The sequence below is a fragment of the Klebsiella sp. V115_8 genome (assembly GCF_029967715.1).
Classification (GTDB): Bacteria; Pseudomonadota; Gammaproteobacteria; order Enterobacterales; family Enterobacteriaceae; genus Klebsiella; species Klebsiella quasipneumoniae.
In genome coordinates, this window is record NZ_JASCAR010000035.1 from 65,825 (window position 1) to 83,748 (window position 17,924).

The window sequence follows — 17,924 nt, forward strand, 5'->3', positions numbered from 1 at the left end:
TTCAACGCTTTCCCTGTCAGGCCGGATCCTCCGGCCTTTTTTTTGCGTCGCCTCTCGCAGGAAATTCCTTTTAAACTGGACGTTTGTACAGCACAATTCTATTTTGTGTCATCAGGTTATCGCAGGGGGCGTCGTGGATCTCTCCATTATTATCAGCGCGGTTATCGCACTGGCTGCTGGATTAATCGTCGGCTGGCTGGCGACCAAAGCGCGCGCCGATCAAATTCGGGCCGATCTTATCGAGGAGCGGCGAGAGCTGGATATTGAGCTGAGCGCCGCCCGTCAGCAGCTGGTACAGGAAGCCCACTGGCGTGAAGAGTGCGAGCTGCTGAACAACGAGCTGCGCAGCCTGCGGGATATCAATACCTCGCTGGAGGCCGATCTGCGGGAGGTTACCACCCGACTCGAATCCACCCAGCTGCATGCGGAAGATAAGATCCGCCAGATGGTGAACAGCGAGCAGCGCCTGAGCGAGCAGTTTGAAAACCTCGCCAACCGCATTTTCGAACACAGCAACCGACGCGTCGATGAGCAAAATCGCCAGAGCCTGCATGGCCTGCTGACCCCGCTGCGCGAACAGCTGGACGGGTTCCGCCGCCAGGTGCAGGAGAGCTTCGGCCAGGAGGCGCGGGAAAGGCACACCCTGGCGCATGAGATCCGCAACCTGCAGCAGCTGAACGCGCAGATGGCGCAGGAGGCGCTGAACCTGACCAAAGCGCTGAAGGGCGATAACAAAACTCAGGGCAACTGGGGGGAAGTGGTTCTCACCCGCGTGCTGGAAGCCTCCGGCCTGCGGGAAGGCTATGAGTACCAGACCCAGGTCAGCATCGAGACCGATAACCGCTCGCGGATGCAGCCGGACGTCATCGTGCGCCTGCCGCAGGGTAAAGACGTGGTTATCGACGCCAAAATGACCCTTGTCGCCTATGAGCGCTATTTCAACGCCGAGGACGACTACACCCGCGAAGTCGCGCTGCAGGAGCACCTTGCCTCGGTGCGTAATCATATTCGCCTGCTGGGACGCAAGGATTATCAGCAACTGCCGGGCCTGCGCTCCCTCGACTATGTGCTGATGTTTATTCCCGTCGAGCCGGCATTTCTGCTGGCCATTGATCGTCAACCCGAGCTCATCAGCGAGGCGCTGCAAAATAATATTATGCTGGTCAGCCCGACGACGCTGCTGGTGGCCCTGCGCACCATCGCCAATCTGTGGCGTTATGAGCACCAGAGCCGCAACGCGCAGAAGATCGCCGAGCGGGCGGGGCGCCTTTACGACAAAATGCGCCTGTTTGTGGACGATATGTCCGCTATCGGCCAGAGTCTGGATAAAGCGCAAGAGAACTATCGCCAGGCGATGAAAAAGCTCGCTTCCGGGCGCGGTAATCTGCTGGCTCAGGCGGAGGCTTTTCGCGGGTTGGGCGTGGAGGTCAAGCGCGGGATTAATCCTGATTTAGTCGAACAAGCCACTGCTCAGGACGATCAATATCGTCTCGAAGAGGAGGATAACCTGCCGGAAAATGACGCATTTTCGCCCGACTCTGCCGAGGCGGTGCGCAGCCGGGAGGCGGCTCCGCCACGCTGAAACGTATGGGAAATGCGCTGAGTCTGATACACTCAGTGAACATTTTCTTGAAAAGCAAGCAGGCATAAAGATGGTTGAGGATTCACAAGAAACGACGCACTTTGGCTTTCAGACGGTCGCTAAAGAGCAGAAAGCGGACATGGTGGCGCATGTATTCCATTCTGTCGCCGCAAAGTATGATGTGATGAATGACTTAATGTCGTTTGGTATCCATCGTTTGTGGAAGCGTTTCACCATCGACTGCAGCGGTGTACGTCGCGGGCAGACCGTGCTGGATCTGGCGGGGGGTACCGGTGATTTGACGGCTAAGTTTTCCCGTCTGGTAGGGGAAACCGGCCGCGTTATGCTTGCTGATATCAATGATTCAATGCTCAAAATGGGCCGCGAAAAGCTGCGCAATATCGGCATCGTGGGTAACGTTGAGTATGTTCAGGCCAACGCGGAAGCCCTGCCGTTTGCTGATAATACCTTTGACTGTATCACCATCTCTTTCGGTCTGCGTAACGTGACCGACAAAGAGAAAGCGCTGCGTTCGATGTACCGCGTGCTGAAGCCGGGCGGACGTCTGCTGGTGCTGGAGTTTTCTAAACCCATTATTGAACCGCTGAGCAAAGCCTACGACGCTTACTCCTTCCATATCCTGCCGAAGGTTGGCGAGCTGGTGGCAAAAGACGGCGACAGCTATCGCTACCTGGCGGAGTCGATCCGTATGCATCCGGACCAGGAATCCCTGAAAGGGATGATGCAGGATGCAGGCTTCGAAAGCGTGGACTACTACAACCTGACGGCAGGTATCGTTGCTTTGCATCGCGGTTACAAGTTCTGACAGGAGGGACGCTATGCCTTTCACACCCCTGGTGACCGCTGGCATTGAAACGGCGCTGAATACTTTCCTCTGGCGCGACAAAGCGCTAAAACCCGCCCGCCAGCGCCTGCTGGGCAAGGTATTGCGGGTACAGCTGCAGGACTTCTCCACGCCCGTGGTGCTGGTGTTCAGCGAACGCCAGGTTGATGTCCTGAGCGCCTGGGAGGGAGAGGCCGACTGCACCGTGATTACCCGGCTCAGCGTACTGCCAAAACTGCGCAACCGTCAGCAGCTCACGGCGCTTATCCGCAGCGGCGAGCTGGAAGTGCAGGGCGATCTGCAGGTGGTGCAGAACATGGTCACCCTGTGCGATCTGGCGGAGTTCGATCCCGCTGAACTGCTGGCGCCTTACACCGGCGACATCGTGGCCGAAGGCGTCGGTAAAGTCCTCCGCGGCGGCGCTCAGTTTTTACTGAAAGGGGCGCAGCGCCAGCAGCGCTATGTCGCGGAAGCGATCACTGAAGAGTGGCGCCTGGCGCCGGGGCCGCTGGAGCTGGCCTGGTTTGCTGAAGAGACGACGGCTATTGAACGCGCGCTGGCCGCACTGGAAAAACGGCTGGAAACGCTGGAGGGCAAATGACGCCAGGAGAATTACGGCGCCTGTATTTCATCGTCCACACCTTTTTGAGCTACGGGCTCGATGAGCTCATCCCCAAAATGCGGATCACGCTGCCGCTGCGTATCTGGCGGCGGATGCTGTTCTGGATGCCAAACCGCCATCAGGATCAACCCCTTGGCGCCCGTCTGCGGCTGGCGCTTCAGGAGCTGGGGCCGGTGTGGATTAAATTCGGCCAGATGCTTTCCACGCGGCGGGATCTCTTTCCGCCGCATATTGCCGATCAGCTGGCGCTGTTGCAGGACCGCGTGGCGCCCTTTGACGGGAAGCTCGCGCAGCAGCAGATAGAGAAAGCGATGGGTGGCCTGCCGGTGGAGGCCTGGTTTGATGATTTCTCCGTTGAGCCGTTAGCCTCGGCGTCTATCGCCCAGGTGCATACCGCGCGTCTGAAAGAGAACGGCAAAGAGGTGGTGATCAAGGTTATCCGTCCGGATATTTTGCCGATCATTAAAGCGGACATGAAGCTCATCTACCGCCTGGCGCGCTGGGTGCCGCGTCTGCTGCCTGACGGCCGCCGTCTGCGCCCGCAGGAGGTGGTTCGTGAGTATGAAAAAACGCTGCTGGACGAGCTGAACCTGCTGCGGGAATCCGCTAACGCCATTCAGCTGCGGCGTAATTTCGAAGACAGCCCGATGCTGTATGTGCCGGAAGTGTACCCCGACTACTGCAGCGAAAGCATGATGGTGATGGAGCGCATCTACGGCATTCCGGTGTCCGACGTCGAGGCGCTGGAGGCTCAGGGAACCAACCTGCAGCTGCTGGCGGAGCGGGGCGTGCAGGTCTTCTTCACCCAGGTGTTCCGCGACAGTTTTTTCCATGCTGATATGCACCCTGGCAACATATTCGTCAGCTACGAGCACCCGGAAGATCCGCAGTATATCGGTATCGATTGCGGCATTGTCGGCTCGCTGAACAAAGAAGATAAGCGCTATCTGGCGGAAAACTTTATCGCCTTTTTCAACCGCGATTATCGTAAGGTTGCCGAGCTGCACGTCGACTCCGGTTGGGTTCCGCCGGACACTAATGTTGAAGAGTTTGAGTTCGCGATCCGCACGGTCTGCGAGCCCATCTTTGAGAAGCCGCTGGCGGAGATCTCCTTCGGCCACGTGCTGCTTAATCTGTTCAACACCGCGCGGCGCTTCAATATGGAAGTCCAGCCGCAGCTTGTTTTGCTACAGAAGACATTACTTTACGTAGAAGGGGTAGGCCGGCAGCTCTATCCTCAGTTAGACTTGTGGAAAACGGCGAAGCCTTTCCTTGAGTCGTGGATCAAAGATCAGGTCGGTATTCCGGCGCTGGTGCGCGCGTTTAAAGACAAAGCGCCGTTCTGGATCGAAAGAATGCCTGAAATACCTGAGCTGGTGTATCAGAGCCTGCAGCAGAGCAAACAGCTGCAGACCAGCGTCGATACTATCGTGCGGGATATGCATGTGCGTCATGTGCGCCAGGGCCAATCCCGTTATCTGTTTGGTATAGGCGCGGTTTTATTGCTCAGTGGTACGCTGCTCTTTATCCATCGCCCTGAGTGGGGAATGATGCCCGGCTGGCTGATGGCCGGCGGTGTCGTGACCTGGCTGATTGGCTGGCGAAAAACCCGCTGATCGGTTCGCCACTTCATGACGCAGGCTTATTTGCGCAAAATCATGCCGGTGGCCTGACGGCGAGGCGGCTGGCAGGATGGCGTGTATAATGCGTCCACATAATTCATCATCTGTCATAGGGGAACGTGTATGGGTGGTATCAGTATTTGGCAGTTATTAATTGTTGTCGTCATCGTAGTTCTGCTTTTCGGGACGAAGAAGCTGAGCTCACTGGGGTCAGACTTAGGGGCATCCATCAAAGGCTTTAAAAAAGCCATGAGTGATGATGATAAACCCGAAAAGTCGGCGCCAGACGCAGATTTCACGGCGAAAACTATCGCCGACAAACAGGATGATGCAAAAAAAGACGAGACAAAACGCCACGACAAAGAGCAGGTGTAACTCGTGTTCGATATTGGTTTTAGTGAACTACTGCTGGTGTTTGTAATTGGCCTCATTGTTCTGGGGCCACAGCGGCTTCCCGTCGCGGTTAAAACGGTGGTTGGCTGGATCCGTACGCTACGGTCGCTGGCGACCACGGTGCAGAATGAGCTGGCTCAGGAGCTAAAACTGCAGGAGTTCCAGGAGAGCCTCAAGAAGGTGGAAAAGGCCAGCCTGAATAACCTGACGCCGGAGCTGAAAGCCTCTATGGACGAGCTGCGTGAGGCCGCGGAGTCGATGAAGCGCTCCTATAGCGCCCACGATCCGGAAAAGGCCAGCGACGAAGCGAATACCATCCATAATCCGGTGGTGAAAGGCAGCGAAGCGCAGCGGCAGGACGTCACGCCGGCGACGGCCGAACATCAGGCCAGCGCTCCGGCTCATGCGCCAGAGCCCGTGGCCGACGAGCAACCCGCTTCACCGGCAGAGAAAACATCCGCTACGGCGGCTGCCACCCATTCTTCCCCCGCATCGAGTGATAAACCGTAAACATGGGCGTAGACGATACACAACCGCTAATTTCGCATCTGATTGAGCTGCGCAAGCGTCTGCTCAACAGCATCATTGCTATCCTGGTGATCTTCCTGGCGCTGGTCTATTTCGCCAATGATATCTATCAGCTGGTCTCGGCCCCGCTTATCAGCAAGATGCCGGTAGGCGCGACGATGATCGCCACCGATGTCGCTTCACCTTTCTTTACGCCGATAAAGCTGACCTTTATGGTGTCGGTGATCCTGTCGGTGCCGATTATTCTGTATCAGGTATGGGCCTTCGTCGCGCCGGCGCTGTATAAGCACGAGCGCCGGCTGGTGGTGCCCTTGCTGGTCTCCAGCACGCTGCTGTTCTATATCGGCATGGCTTTCGCGTATTTTGTCGTGTTTCCGCTGGCGTTCGGCTTTCTGACCCATGCTGCCCCGGAGGGGGTGCTGGTCTCGACCGATATCCGCAGCTATCTCGACTTCGTGATGGCGCTGTTTATGGCGTTCGGGGTCTCTTTTGAGGTGCCGGTCGCCATTGTGCTGCTCTGCTGGATGGGCGTCACTACGCCGGAAGAGCTGCGCAAAAAACGGCCGTATGTGCTGGTGGGCGCCTTCGTGGTGGGCATGCTGCTGACGCCGCCGGACGTGTTCTCGCAGACGCTGCTGGCCATTCCGATGTACTGTCTGTTTGAAGTCGGGGTGTTCTTTGCCCGCTTCTACACCGGGAAGCGTCTGACGCGTGATGACGATGCCGCGGCCGAAGCTGAAGCCGCTGAGCACAGAGAAGAGTAATACCGCCAACCGCCCGTCAGGGCGGTTGTCATATGGAGCGATCATGTTTGATATCGGCGTTAATCTGACCAGTTCGCAGTTTGCCCGCGACCATGATGAGGTGGTGGCGCGCGCCCGGTCGGCGGGTGTCCACGGCATGCTGCTGACCGGCACAAATTTGCCGGAGAGCCAGCAGGCGCAGAGAATGGCGAGCCATTACGCCGGCTGCTGGTCCACGGCGGGGGTTCATCCCCATGACGGCAGCAGCTGGACGCCAGCGGTCGCCGAGGCGATTTATGTCCTTGCCCGCGAGCCGCAGGTGGTGGCGATAGGGGAATGTGGTCTGGATTTTAATCGTAATTTCTCCACGCCGCAGGAGCAGGAGGCGGCATTCAGCGCCCAACTGGCGCTGGCCGCCGAGCTGTCGATGCCGGTGTTTTTACACTGCCGCGACGCCCACGACCGGTTTCTGACGCTACTTAAACCCTGGCTTGGGAAGATCCCGGGCGCGGTGCTGCACTGCTTTACCGGCAGCCGCAGCGAGGCGCAGGAATGTCTGGATCTGGGGCTGTTTATCGGCATTACCGGTTGGGTGTGCGATGAGCGGCGCGGGCTCGAGCTGCGAGGGCTACTGCCGGCGATCCCGGAGGAACGTCTGCTGCTGGAGACCGATGCGCCCTATCTGCTGCCGCGCGACCTCAAGCCGAAACCCGCCTCGCGTCGTAACGAGCCCGCGTATTTGCCGCATATCCTGGTCAGCGTCGCGGCCTGGCGCGGCGAGGAGGCGCAGTGGCTTGAGGCGCAAACGGACGCAAACGTCAGAGCGCTGTTTGGCGTCGACGTTATCGGCGCTTAGATTTTCTGGAAATCGGTGTTTTTTACGCTCTGCAGGACTTGCTTATTCAGCAGGTTTAACAGCAACATAGAGCGTGCTTCACCGTCCGGCTCGGTAAAGATAGCCTGTAAGCCTTCGAACGCGCCGTCGGTGATCAGTACGCTATCGCCCTCATGCGGCGTTTCCGGGTCGGTGATGCCTTCCGGTTTATAGATAGAGAGCTGATGGATGACCGCCGAGGGGACGATAGCGGGTAGGGCGCCAAAGCGCACGAAGTTGTTAACCCCGCGTGTGGCGCTGATGGTGGTGGTATGAATCACCTCTGGATCGAACTCAATAAACAGGTAGTTCGGAAACAGCGGTTCGCTGACCATGGTGCGTTTACCGCGAATGATTTTTTCCAGCGCAATCGTCGGCATCAGGCAGTTAACTGACTGACGTTCCAGATGTTCCTGGGCTCGTTGTAGCTGCCCACGTTTGCAATACAGTAAGTACCAGGCTTGCATAATGACTCATTCCACTTCTAATAACGGCAAGCATAACAAATGGCTGGTGTAATCGCGAAAGCCATTATAATTGAAATCCAAATTTCAGCGTTCTTTCACGCTAATTTAACAAAATTACAGCATCTCGCCGTTGAACACCGTATAATTAGCCGCCTGTAGAGAGGTCAATAACACTTTCATGAAATATCACGATCTTCGCGACTTTCTGACACTCCTGGAACAACAGGGCGAACTAAAACGTATCACTCTGCCGGTCGATCCCCACCTGGAAATCACCGAAATTGCCGACCGCACCCTGCGCGCTGGCGGTCCGGCGTTGCTGTTTGAGAATCCGAAAGGCTATACCATGCCGGTGCTGTGCAACCTGTTCGGCACGCCGCGGCGCGTGGCGCTGGGGATGGGTCAGGAGGACGTCAGTTCGCTGCGCGAGGTGGGTAAGCTGTTAGCCTTTCTGAAAGAGCCTGAGCCGCCCAAAGGTTTCCGCGATCTGTTTGATAAGCTGCCGCAGTTTAAGCAAGTGCTGAATATGCCGACCAAACGTCTGCGCGGCGCACCCTGCCAGCAAAAAATCATCCAGGGCGATGACGTCGACCTGAGGAAAATCCCGATTATGACCTGCTGGCCGGACGATGCCGCGCCGCTGATCACCTGGGGGCTGACGGTGACCCGCGGGCCGCACAAAGAGCGGCAGAACCTGGGGATTTATCGCCAGCAGCTGATTGGCAAAAACAAACTGATTATGCGCTGGCTGTCTCATCGCGGCGGCGCACTGGATTTCCAGGAGTGGAGCGCGGCGCGTCCGGGCGAACGCTTCCCGGTTTCTGTGGCGCTCGGCGCCGACCCAGCGACCATTCTTGGCGCGGTGACCCCGGTGCCGGATACGTTGTCGGAATATGCCTTTGCCGGGCTGCTGCGCGGTACCAAAACCGAAGTGGTGAAATGCGTCTCGAACGATCTTGAAGTGCCTGCCAGCGCAGAGATTGTGCTGGAAGGTTATATCGAGGCCGGGGAGATGGCGCCGGAAGGTCCGTATGGCGACCATACCGGCTACTACAATGAAGTAGACCAGTTCCCGGTGTTTACGGTCACCCATATTACCCAACGTGAAGACGCGATTTATCATTCGACCTATACCGGCCGTCCGCCGGATGAGCCTGCGGTGCTGGGCGTGGCGCTGAATGAAGTCTTCGTCCCGATCCTGCAAAAACAGTTTCCGGAAATCGTCGATTTCTATCTGCCGCCGGAAGGGTGCTCCTACCGCCTGGCAGTGGTGACGATGAAAAAACAGTATGCAGGCCATGCCAAGCGCGTGATGATGGGCGTCTGGTCGTTCCTGCGCCAGTTTATGTACACCAAATTCGTGATTGTCTGCGATGACGATGTCAACGCCCGCGACTGGAACGATGTGATTTGGGCGATCACTACCCGTATGGACCCGGCTCGTGATACGGTACTGGTAGAGAATACGCCAATTGATTATCTGGATTTTGCCTCGCCGGTTTCCGGCCTGGGTTCAAAAATGGGGCTGGATGCCACCAATAAATGGCCTGGCGAAACCCAGCGTGAATGGGGTCGCCCAATCAAAAAAGATCCTGCCGTCACGGCGCGCATTGACGCCATCTGGGATGATCTGGCCATCTTTAAACAACAGTAAGCGGGGCTAACGCCGCTGTTTTGCTCTATAGACCCGACAGAGGGGACGCATGACAACCTTAAGCTGTAAAGTGACCTCGGTGGAGGCGATTACCGATACCGTGTATCGTGTTCGATTAGTACCGGAAGCGGCATTCTCTTTCCGCGCTGGCCAGTATCTGATGGTGGTAATGGATGAGCGCGACAAACGCCCATTCTCCATGGCCTCCACGCCGGCGGAACAGGAATTTATCGAACTGCATATCGGCGCCTCGGAGCTCAATCTGTACGCGATGGCGGTCATGGATCGCATCCTGAAAGAGCGCGAAATTGAGGTTGATATCCCGCATGGCGAAGCCTGGCTGCGTGAAGATGAAGACCGCCCGCTGATTTTGATTGCCGGCGGCACCGGCTTCTCTTATGTGCGTTCTATTCTGCTGACCGCGCTGTCACGCAATCCTCAGCGCGATATCGCGATTTACTGGGGCGGCCGCGAGACCAAACATCTGTACGATCTGGCTGAGCTGGAAGCCTTGAGCGTCAAACATCCGAATCTGCGCATTGAGCCGGTGGTTGAGCAGCCGGAAGAGGGCTGGCGTGGGCGTTCCGGCACCGTGCTGACCGCGGTGCTGCAGGATTACGGTACCCTGGCCGATCACGATATCTATATTGCCGGGCGTTTTGAGATGGCCAAGATTGCTCGCGACCTGTTCTGCAACGAACGCGGCGCGCGCGAAGATCGCCTGTTTGGCGACGCGTTTGCCTTTATCTGATATCTGCAAATAAAAAACCCGCCCCTGACAGGCGGGAAGAACGGCAACTAAACTGTCTCTCTTCGCCAATGACGTCATAACTGCGTCGGCTGCGCTCGCTCACCCGAATCACTTACTTCAGTAAGCTCATCGGGATTCGCTCGCTTGCCGCCTTGTTCTGACGCCATTGGCTGTGAGATACCCTTTTGTAAATTTACACCCGCTCAAACACGGTGGCGATCCCTTGTCCCAGGCCAATGCACATGGTGGCGAGGCCGAACTGGGCATCTTTACGCTCCATCTGATTGATCAACGTGGTGCTAATACGCGCCCCGGAACAACCCAGCGGATGACCGAGCGCGATCGCCCCGCCGTTAAGGTTGATCTTCTCATCGATCTGCTCCATCAGGCCCAGATCTTTAATGCACGGCAGGATCTGCGCGGCAAAGGCCTCATTCATTTCAAAGACGTCGATATCGCTGGTGGATAAGCCCGCTTTTTTCAGCGCCAGCTTCGAGGCGGGAACCGGGCCATAGCCCATAATGGACGGGTCGCAGCCGACCACCGCCATCGAACGGACGCGGGCGCGTGGCTTCAGCCCCAGTTCGCGGGCGCGACTTTCGCTCATCAGCAGCATCGCCGCCGCGCCATCGGAAAGGGCGGAAGAGGTACCTGCCGTTACCGTACCGGTCACCGGGTCAAACGCCGGCCTCAGGGTAGACAGCGTCTCGACGGTGGTTTCCGGGCGGATCACTTCGTCATAGTTAAAGGACTTCAGTACGCCATCGGCATCGTGGCCGCCGGTGGGGATAATCTCGGCTTTGAATGCGCCGGACTGGGTCGCAGCCCAGGCGCGGGCGTGTGAGCGCGCGGCGAACTGATCCTGCATTTCCCGGCTAATGCCGTGCAGACGCGCCAGCATTTCAGCGGTCAGCCCCATCATCCCTGCCGCCTTCGCCACGTTGCGACTCAGGCCCGGGTGGAAATCGACGCCGTGGCTCATCGGCACATGGCCCATGTGCTCCACGCCGCCAATCAGGCAGACGCTGGCATCGCCGGTCATGATCATGCGTGCAGCATCGTGCAGCGCCTGCATGGAAGAACCGCACAGACGGTTAACCGTGTTTGCCGGTACCGAATGCGGGATCTCCGCCAGCAGCGCCGCGTTACGGGCGATGTTAAAACCCTGCTCGAGGGTTTGCTGTACGCAGCCCCAGTAGATATCGTCTATCGCGCTTGCCTCAAGCGACGGGTTGCGCGACAGCAGGCTACGCATCAGGTGCGCGGAGAGGTCTTCCGCGCGCACGTGGCGAAATGCGCCGCCCTTTGAACGGCCCATCGGGGTGCGAATAGCATCGACAATGACAACCTGTTCCATTGTGACTCCTTAAGCCGTTTTCAGAGCGCCAACCGGACGGGCTGGCTCTACCTGGGGATAATACGCTTCGTTATGGCGCGCTTTGTCACGCAGACCGGCAGGGACTTCATACAGCGGCCCAAGGTGCTGGTACTGCTGCGCCATATCGAGATACTTCGCGCTGCCGATGGTATCCAGCCAGCGGAAGGCGCCGCCGTGGAACGGAGGGAAGCCGAGGCCGTATACCAGCGCCATATCTGCTTCCGCCGGGCTGGCGATAATGCCTTCTTCCAGGCAGCGGACGACTTCGTTAACCATCGGGATCATCATGCGGGCGATAATCTCTTCATCGCTGAAATCGCGCTTCGGCTGGCTGACGTCGGCCAGCAGGCTGTCGACGGCGGCATCTTCTTCTTTCTTCGGCTTACCTTTGCTGTCGTCTTTATAGCGCCAGAAGCCGAGGCCGTTCTTCTGGCCGAAACGGTTGGCGTCAAACAGGGCGTCGATGGCGTCGCGATAATCTTTCTGCATCCGCTGCGGGAAGCCCGCCGCCATGACCGCCTGAGCATGGTGCGCGGTGTCGATGCCGACCACGTCCAGCAGATAGGCCGGGCCCATCGGCCAGCCAAACTGTTTCTCCATCACTTTGTCGACTTTGCGGAAATCCGCCCCGTCGCGCAGCAGCTGGCTGAAGCCGGCGAAGTAGGGGAACAGCACGCGGTTGACGAAGAAACCGGGACAATCATTGACCACGATTGGCGTCTTGCCCATTTTGCTGGCCCAGGCGACGACTTTGGCAATGGTATTATCCGAGGTTTTTTCGCCGCGGATCACTTCTACCAGCGGCATGCGATGTACCGGGTTAAAGAAGTGCATGCCGCAGAAGTTTTCCGGGCGCTGCAGAACGCTGGCCAGCTCGCTGATGGGGATCGTTGAGGTGTTGGACGCCAGCACGGTATCCGGGCGGATTTTATCTTCCGTTTCCGCCAGCACCGCTTTCTTCACTTTCGGGTTTTCCACCACCGCTTCAACGACCACGTCCACGCGATCAAAACCGCTATACTCCAGCGTCGGCTGAATGGTGCTTATTACTCCGGCCAGCTTCAGACCGTCGATTTTGCCGCGTTCCAGCTGTTTATTCAGTAGCTTCGCCGCTTCGGTCATGCCGAGCGTCAGCGATTTATCGTTGATGTCCTTCATGATGACCGGCACGCCTTTCCACGCCGACTGATAAGCGATGCCGCCGCCCATAATGCCCGCGCCCAGGACGGCGGCCTGCTTCGGCGTTTCGACATCTTTGGTCAGTTTTTTCGCTTTCGCTTTGACGTACTGGTCGTTGAGGAAGATACCGACCAGCGCGCGGGCCTCATTGGTATGAGCCAGCGGGACAAAGCTTTTATTTTCCAGCACCAGGGCCTCTTCACGACCAAGACGCGCGGCGGCTTCAATGGTTTTCACCGCGGTGATCGGCGCCGGATAATGCTTCCCGGCGGTTTGCGCGACCATGCCTTTGGCGATGGTGAAACTCATCGTCGCTTCAATTTTGCTGAGCTTCAGCGGCTCCAGCTTCGGTTGCCGTTTCGCTTTCCAGTCCAGGTCGCCCTGAATCGCCTGGCGCAGGATCGCCAGCGCGCCGTCGCGCAGTTTGTCGGCAGCAACTACGCCATCCACCAGGCCGATTTTCAGCGCTTGATCGGCACCGACATCTTTCCCGGCAGCAATGATCTCCAGCGCGCTGTCGGCGCCGAGCAGGCGCGGCAAACGGACTGAGCCGCCGAAGCCTGGCATAATGCCGAGTTTGGTTTCCGGCAGACCAATGCGCAGATCCGGCGTCGCCAGGCGATAATCGGTCGCCAGGACGCATTCACAACCGCCGCCCAGCGCGTAACCGTTGACGGCGGAGACAGTGGGGACGGGAAGATCTTCCAGACGGTTGAAGACGCTGTTAGCAAAATGCAGCCATTGGCTTAACTGCTCCTCAGGGACCAGGAACAGTGAGAGGAATTCCGTAATATCCGCGCCGACGATAAACGCCGCTTTTTCAGAGCGCAGCATCAGGCCTTTGAGATCGTTTTGTTTTTCCAGTACGTCCAGCGCATGACCGAGGCTGGCTACGGTTGCGGTATCAAGCTTGTTGACCGAACCTGGGGCATCGAACACCAGTTCGGCGATGCCATCTTCCAGCCAGTCGAGGTACAGGGTGTCGCCTTTGTAGAGCATGTCAGTCTCCTGAATCCAGCAATATGATCTGGTCATACCAGATGAAACGGAGTGTGGAATTTATGTTAAAGAATTGCAAATTACTCTTTAAATAATTGCTGGTCGGATCACATCCGGTGGAAATCACCCGCACGCAGGTCGATGTGCTAAGATGCGGAGTATCACGATCCCATAAAAGCAAAGGACAAAAGATGGAATCCCTGGCCGCGCTCTATAAAAATCATATTGTTACCCTACAAGAACGTACCCGCGACGTCCTGTCCCGTTTTCAGATGGATGCTCTGCTGATTCACTCCGGCGAGCTGGTTAACGTCTTCCTTGATGACCATCCATACCCGTTCAAGGTCAATCCGCAGTTCAAAGCCTGGGTGCCGGTGACTCAGGTGCCTAACTGCTGGTTGCTGGTGGACGGTGTGAATAAACCGAAGCTGTGGTTCTATCTGCCGGTTGATTACTGGCATAACGTTGAGCCGCTGCCAACCTCGTTCTGGACCGAAGAGGTCGATGTAGTCGCGCTGCCGAAGGCCGATGGCATCGGCAGCCAACTGCCTGCCGCTCGCGGAAATATTGGTTATATCGGGCCGGTGCCGGAGCGCGCGCTGGGTCTGGGAATCGCCGCGGATAAGATCAACCCGAAAGGGGTTATCGATTATCTGCATTACTACCGGGCTTACAAAACCGATTACGAGCTGGCCTGTATGCGTGAAGCGCAGAAGTCGGCGGTGAATGGTCATCGTGCGGCCTATGAAGCTTTTCAGTCCGGGATGAGCGAATTCGATATCAATCAGGCCTATCTTACCGCAACCGGTCACCGCGATACCGACGTGCCTTACAGCAACATCGTGGCGCTGAACGAGCATGCTTCTGTCCTGCACTACACCAAACTGGACCACCGCGCTCCGGCGGAAATGCGCAGCTTCCTGCTCGACGCCGGTGCGGAATATAACGGCTATGCTGCGGATCTGACGCGGACCTGGGCGGCACACGGCGATAACGATTTCGCCCATCTGATTAAAGACGTTAACGACGAGCAGCTGGCGCTGATTAGCACCATGAAAGCCGGGACTCGCTACGTCGATTACCATATCCAGTTCCACCAGCGTATTGCGAAGCTGCTGCGTAAACACCAGTTAGTCACTGACATGAGCGAAGAGGCGATGGTGGAAAACGATCTGACCGGGCCATTTATGCCGCACGGGATTGGTCATCCGCTGGGTCTGCAGGTGCATGATGTTGCTGGCTTTATGCAAGACGACTCCGGTACGCATCTGGCGGCGCCAGCGAAATACCCGTATCTGCGCTGCACCCGTATTATCGAGCCGCGTATGGTGTTGACCATTGAACCCGGCATCTACTTTATCGAGTCGTTACTGGCGCCGTGGCGTGAAGGCCCGTTCAGCAAACACTTCAACTGGCAAAAAATTGACGCCATGAAGCCATTCGGCGGGATCCGTATCGAAGATAACGTGGTGGTTCACGAAAACAGTATCGAAAATATGACGCGCGATCTGAAGCTGGCCTAATGGAGAGCTGGTTAATCCCGGCGGCGCCCGTTTCCGTCGTTGAGGAGATCAAAAAGAGCCGTTTTATCACGCTGTTGGCGCATACCGACGGCGTGGCGGCGGCGAAAGCCTTTGTCGAGTCCGTCAGAGCGGATCACCCCGATGCCCGTCACCACTGCGTGGCGTGGGCCGCCGGACCGCCTGATGATTCGCAACAGCTTGGGTTTTCTGATGATGGCGAACCGGCGGGAACGGCGGGTAAACCGATGCTGGCGCAGCTGATGGGAAGCGGCGTCGGCGAGATAACCGCTGTCGTCGTGCGTTACTACGGTGGTATCCTGCTGGGCACCGGCGGTCTGGTGAAAGCCTATGGCGGCGGTGTTCATCAGGCGCTGGCGCAGTTGACGACACTGCGCAAGACGCCGTTAACGGCATATACTTTGCAATGTGAATATGGGCAACTGGCCGGCGTCGAAGCGCTGCTCGCCCAATTTTCCGGCAACGTCGTTGAAAGCGAATATCTGGCGTCGGTTCGGCTGCGCGTGGCGCTTCCCCAGGCTGAAGTGGCGGCTTTTTCAGCAAAACTGGCTGATTTTAGTCGCGGTTCATTGCAATTGCTGAAGATTAACGAATAATCCCCTCTGTTTTTTTGCCTATCAAAGGAAGCGCCAGAGATGCATTTTCGCGCCATAACCCGAATCGTTGGACTGCTGGTCATCTTGTTTTCGGGGACGATGATCGTCCCGGGATTAGTGGCCCTGATATATCGCGATGGCGCGGGACGGGCCTTCACTCAAACTTTTTTTGTCGCTCTGGCGATCGGCTCCATGCTGTGGTGGCCGAACCGTAAGCAAAAGGGTGAACTGAAATCCCGTGAAGGATTTCTGATCGTGGTGCTGTTCTGGACCGTGCTGGGTAGCGTAGGGGCCTTGCCCTTCATTTTCGCCGAACAGCCGAACCTGACGGTGACGGATGCCTTCTTCGAGTCATTTTCCGGCCTGACGACGACCGGGGCGACCACCCTGGTGGGGCTGGACTCGCTCCCGCACGCTATCCTCTTTTACCGGCAGATGCTGCAGTGGTTCGGCGGCATGGGGATCATTGTGCTGGCGGTGGCGATTCTGCCTATCCTCGGCGTCGGGGGGATGCAGCTCTACCGTGCGGAAATGCCCGGCCCGCTGAAAGATAACAAGATGCGCCCGCGCATCGCCGAGACGGCAAAGACATTGTGGCTCATCTATGTGTTACTGACGGTCGCCTGCGCATTGGCGCTCTGGTTTGCCGGTATGCCGGCCTTCGATGCGATAGGGCACAGCTTCGCCACCATCGCCATCGGCGGTTTCTCGACTCACGATGCCAGCGTCGGCTATTTCAACAGCCCGATGATCAACTCCATCATTGCCATCTTCCTGCTAATCTCCGGCTGTAACTACGGTCTGCATTTTTCGTTGTTGAGCGGACGCAGCCTGAAGGTGTACTGGCGCGACCCTGAGTTTCGAATGTTCATTGGCGTCCAGTTGACGCTGGTCATCGTCTGTACGCTGGTGCTATGGCTTCATAACGTGTACGGCTCGGTGCTGACGACGCTGAATCAGGCGTTTTTCCAGGTGGTGTCGATGGCGACCACCGCGGGATTCACCACCGATAGCATTGCGCGCTGGCCGCTGTTCCTGCCGGTGCTTCTGCTGTGCTCTGCATTTATCGGCGGCTGCGCAGGCTCCACGGGCGGTGGCTTAAAGGTTATCCGTATCCTGTTGCTGTTCAAGCAGGGCAACCGTGAGCTTAAGCGTCTGGTTCACCCGAATGCGGTGTATAGCATTAAATTAGGTAACCGCGCGCTGCCGGAACGTATTCTGGAAGCGGTATGGGGATTCTTCTCCGCCTATGCGCTGGTCTTTATCATTAGTATGCTGGCTATTATCGCCACCGGGGTGGATGACTTCTCCGCTTTCGCCTCCGTGGTGGCGACATTGAACAACCTCGGGCCTGGGCTCGGCGTCGTCGCGGACAACTTTGCCACCATGAACCCGGTCGCGAAATGGATCCTGATTGCTAATATGCTGTTTGGTCGTCTGGAAGTGTTCACCTTACTGGTGCTCTTTACTCCCACTTTCTGGCGCGAATAACAGGAGTGCTCGTGAAAACTTTAATTCTCTTTTCCACCCGCGACGGGCAGACACGTGAAATCGCTTCGTTTCTCGCCTCTGAGCTTAAAGAGCTGGGTATCGATGCGGACACCCTGAATCTGAACCGTACCGATGACGTGGAATGGCATCATTATGATCGCGTGGTGATTGGCGCGTCGATTCGCTACGGACACTTTCATCCGGCGGTGGACCGCTTTGTGAAAAAGCACCTTGCAGCATTGCAGGCGCTGCCGGGGGCATTCTTTTCGGTGAACCTGGTTGCGCGCAAACCCGAGAAGCGCACGCCGCAGACCAACAGCTATACGCGCAAGTTTCTGCTCAACTCGCCGTGGCAGCCGCAGAGCTGCGCGGTGTTTGCCGGGGCGCTACGTTACCCGCGTTACCGCTGGTACGATCGGTTTATGATCCGCCTGATTATGAAAATGACCGGGGGCGAAACGGATACCCGTAAAGAAGTGGTCTATACCGACTGGCAACAGGTCTCCCGATTTGCCCGAGAAATCGCGCAAATGATCCGCAAACAGGGCGTTTAAACAGCGTCTTGATGGAAAAGCGAGCGAACGAAAAGTTTTTTTGCATTTCCCCTTGTCACCTCAGAATTACTCCCTATAATGCGCCTCCACTGACACGGAACAACGG

At 57.3% G+C, this 17,924-nt stretch carries 17 protein-coding genes; 14 read left to right on the forward strand and 3 right to left on the reverse strand.

What is annotated here, in order from left to right; all coding sequences use genetic code 11:
- The first annotated feature begins 133 nt into the window (after positions 1–133).
- From rmuC to tatD, 8 genes are all read left to right on the forward strand, one after another.
- Positions 134–1,582: a DNA recombination protein RmuC gene (rmuC, locus tag QLG03_RS16425; RefSeq protein ID WP_023291578.1), complete on the forward strand. Its 1,449-nt coding sequence runs from the start codon at positions 134–136 to the stop codon at positions 1,580–1,582.
- A 70-nt stretch (positions 1,583–1,652) separates the two neighbouring features.
- The gene (gene ubiE, locus QLG03_RS16430; RefSeq protein WP_023291579.1) at positions 1,653–2,408 is read left to right on the forward strand and encodes a bifunctional demethylmenaquinone methyltransferase/2-methoxy-6-polyprenyl-1,4-benzoquinol methylase UbiE; all 756 of its coding nucleotides are present in this window, start codon (positions 1,653–1,655) and stop codon (positions 2,406–2,408) included.
- Between the two features lie 13 nt (positions 2,409–2,421).
- Entirely contained in the window at positions 2,422–3,027 is a 606-nt protein-coding gene (locus tag QLG03_RS16435; RefSeq protein WP_032454522.1) for an SCP2 domain-containing protein, read from the forward strand.
- A complete protein-coding gene (gene ubiB, locus QLG03_RS16440) occupies positions 3,024–4,664 on the forward strand; it encodes a ubiquinone biosynthesis regulatory protein kinase UbiB (RefSeq protein ID WP_032454523.1) in 1,641 nt (546 codons plus the stop codon). The genes QLG03_RS16435 and ubiB overlap by 4 nt, the downstream gene beginning before the upstream one ends.
- A gap of 129 nt (positions 4,665–4,793) precedes the next feature.
- Positions 4,794–5,045 (forward strand): Sec-independent protein translocase subunit TatA, encoded by a 252-nt coding sequence (gene tatA, locus QLG03_RS16445; protein WP_002883425.1) that lies wholly within the window; start codon positions 4,794–4,796, stop codon positions 5,043–5,045.
- 3 nt (positions 5,046–5,048) lie between these two features.
- Entirely contained in the window at positions 5,049–5,573 is a 525-nt protein-coding gene (gene tatB, locus QLG03_RS16450) for a Sec-independent protein translocase protein TatB (protein WP_132136166.1), read from the forward strand.
- A gap of 2 nt (positions 5,574–5,575) precedes the next feature.
- On the forward strand, positions 5,576–6,355 hold the full coding sequence (tatC, locus tag QLG03_RS16455; protein ID WP_004886745.1) for a Sec-independent protein translocase subunit TatC: 780 nt from the start codon (positions 5,576–5,578) through the stop codon (positions 6,353–6,355).
- Positions 6,356–6,398: 43 nt separating this feature from the next.
- On the forward strand, positions 6,399–7,190 hold the full coding sequence (gene tatD / locus QLG03_RS16460; protein ID WP_282473659.1) for a 3'-5' ssDNA/RNA exonuclease TatD: 792 nt from the start codon (positions 6,399–6,401) through the stop codon (positions 7,188–7,190).
- On the opposite strand, the gene rfaH is transcribed toward tatD, so the two are convergent.
- Positions 7,187–7,675: a transcription/translation regulatory transformer protein RfaH gene (gene rfaH, locus QLG03_RS16465; RefSeq protein WP_004886742.1), complete on the reverse strand. Its 489-nt coding sequence runs from the start codon at positions 7,673–7,675 to the stop codon at positions 7,187–7,189. The genes tatD and rfaH overlap by 4 nt on opposite strands.
- A gap of 178 nt (positions 7,676–7,853) precedes the next feature.
- Between rfaH and ubiD the strand changes: the two genes are divergently transcribed.
- Both ubiD and fre read left to right on the forward strand, forming a co-directional pair.
- On the forward strand, positions 7,854–9,329 hold the full coding sequence (gene ubiD, locus QLG03_RS16470; RefSeq protein ID WP_023291584.1) for a 4-hydroxy-3-polyprenylbenzoate decarboxylase: 1,476 nt from the start codon (positions 7,854–7,856) through the stop codon (positions 9,327–9,329).
- A gap of 49 nt (positions 9,330–9,378) precedes the next feature.
- The gene (gene fre, locus QLG03_RS16475; protein WP_004886735.1) at positions 9,379–10,080 is read left to right on the forward strand and encodes an NAD(P)H-flavin reductase; all 702 of its coding nucleotides are present in this window, start codon (positions 9,379–9,381) and stop codon (positions 10,078–10,080) included.
- Positions 10,081–10,273: 193 nt separating this feature from the next.
- Here the strand turns inward: fre and fadA are convergent, their stop codons facing one another.
- Positions 10,274–11,437 (reverse strand): acetyl-CoA C-acyltransferase FadA, encoded by a 1,164-nt coding sequence (fadA, locus tag QLG03_RS16480; protein WP_004886733.1) that lies wholly within the window; start codon positions 11,435–11,437, stop codon positions 10,274–10,276.
- A 9-nt stretch (positions 11,438–11,446) separates the two neighbouring features.
- Positions 11,447–13,636, reverse strand: a complete 2,190-nt coding sequence (gene fadB, locus QLG03_RS16485) for a fatty acid oxidation complex subunit alpha FadB (protein WP_023291585.1) — start codon at positions 13,634–13,636, stop codon at positions 11,447–11,449.
- Between the two features lie 191 nt (positions 13,637–13,827).
- Between fadB and pepQ the strand changes: the two genes are divergently transcribed.
- From pepQ to hemG, 4 genes are read left to right on the forward strand one after another with little or no spacing between them, the layout of a single operon-like run.
- On the forward strand, positions 13,828–15,159 hold the full coding sequence (gene pepQ, locus QLG03_RS16490; protein ID WP_032454527.1) for a Xaa-Pro dipeptidase: 1,332 nt from the start codon (positions 13,828–13,830) through the stop codon (positions 15,157–15,159).
- On the forward strand, positions 15,159–15,773 hold the full coding sequence (locus QLG03_RS16495; RefSeq protein WP_255989700.1) for an IMPACT family protein: 615 nt from the start codon (positions 15,159–15,161) through the stop codon (positions 15,771–15,773). Before pepQ ends, QLG03_RS16495 begins: the two co-directional genes overlap by 1 nt.
- A 39-nt stretch (positions 15,774–15,812) precedes the next feature.
- Entirely contained in the window at positions 15,813–17,264 is a 1,452-nt protein-coding gene (gene trkH, locus QLG03_RS16500) for a Trk system potassium transporter TrkH (protein WP_004886724.1), read from the forward strand.
- Between the two features lie 11 nt (positions 17,265–17,275).
- On the forward strand, positions 17,276–17,818 hold the full coding sequence (hemG, locus tag QLG03_RS16505) for a menaquinone-dependent protoporphyrinogen IX dehydrogenase (RefSeq protein ID WP_023291587.1): 543 nt from the start codon (positions 17,276–17,278) through the stop codon (positions 17,816–17,818).
- Positions 17,819–17,924: the final 106 nt, after the last annotated feature.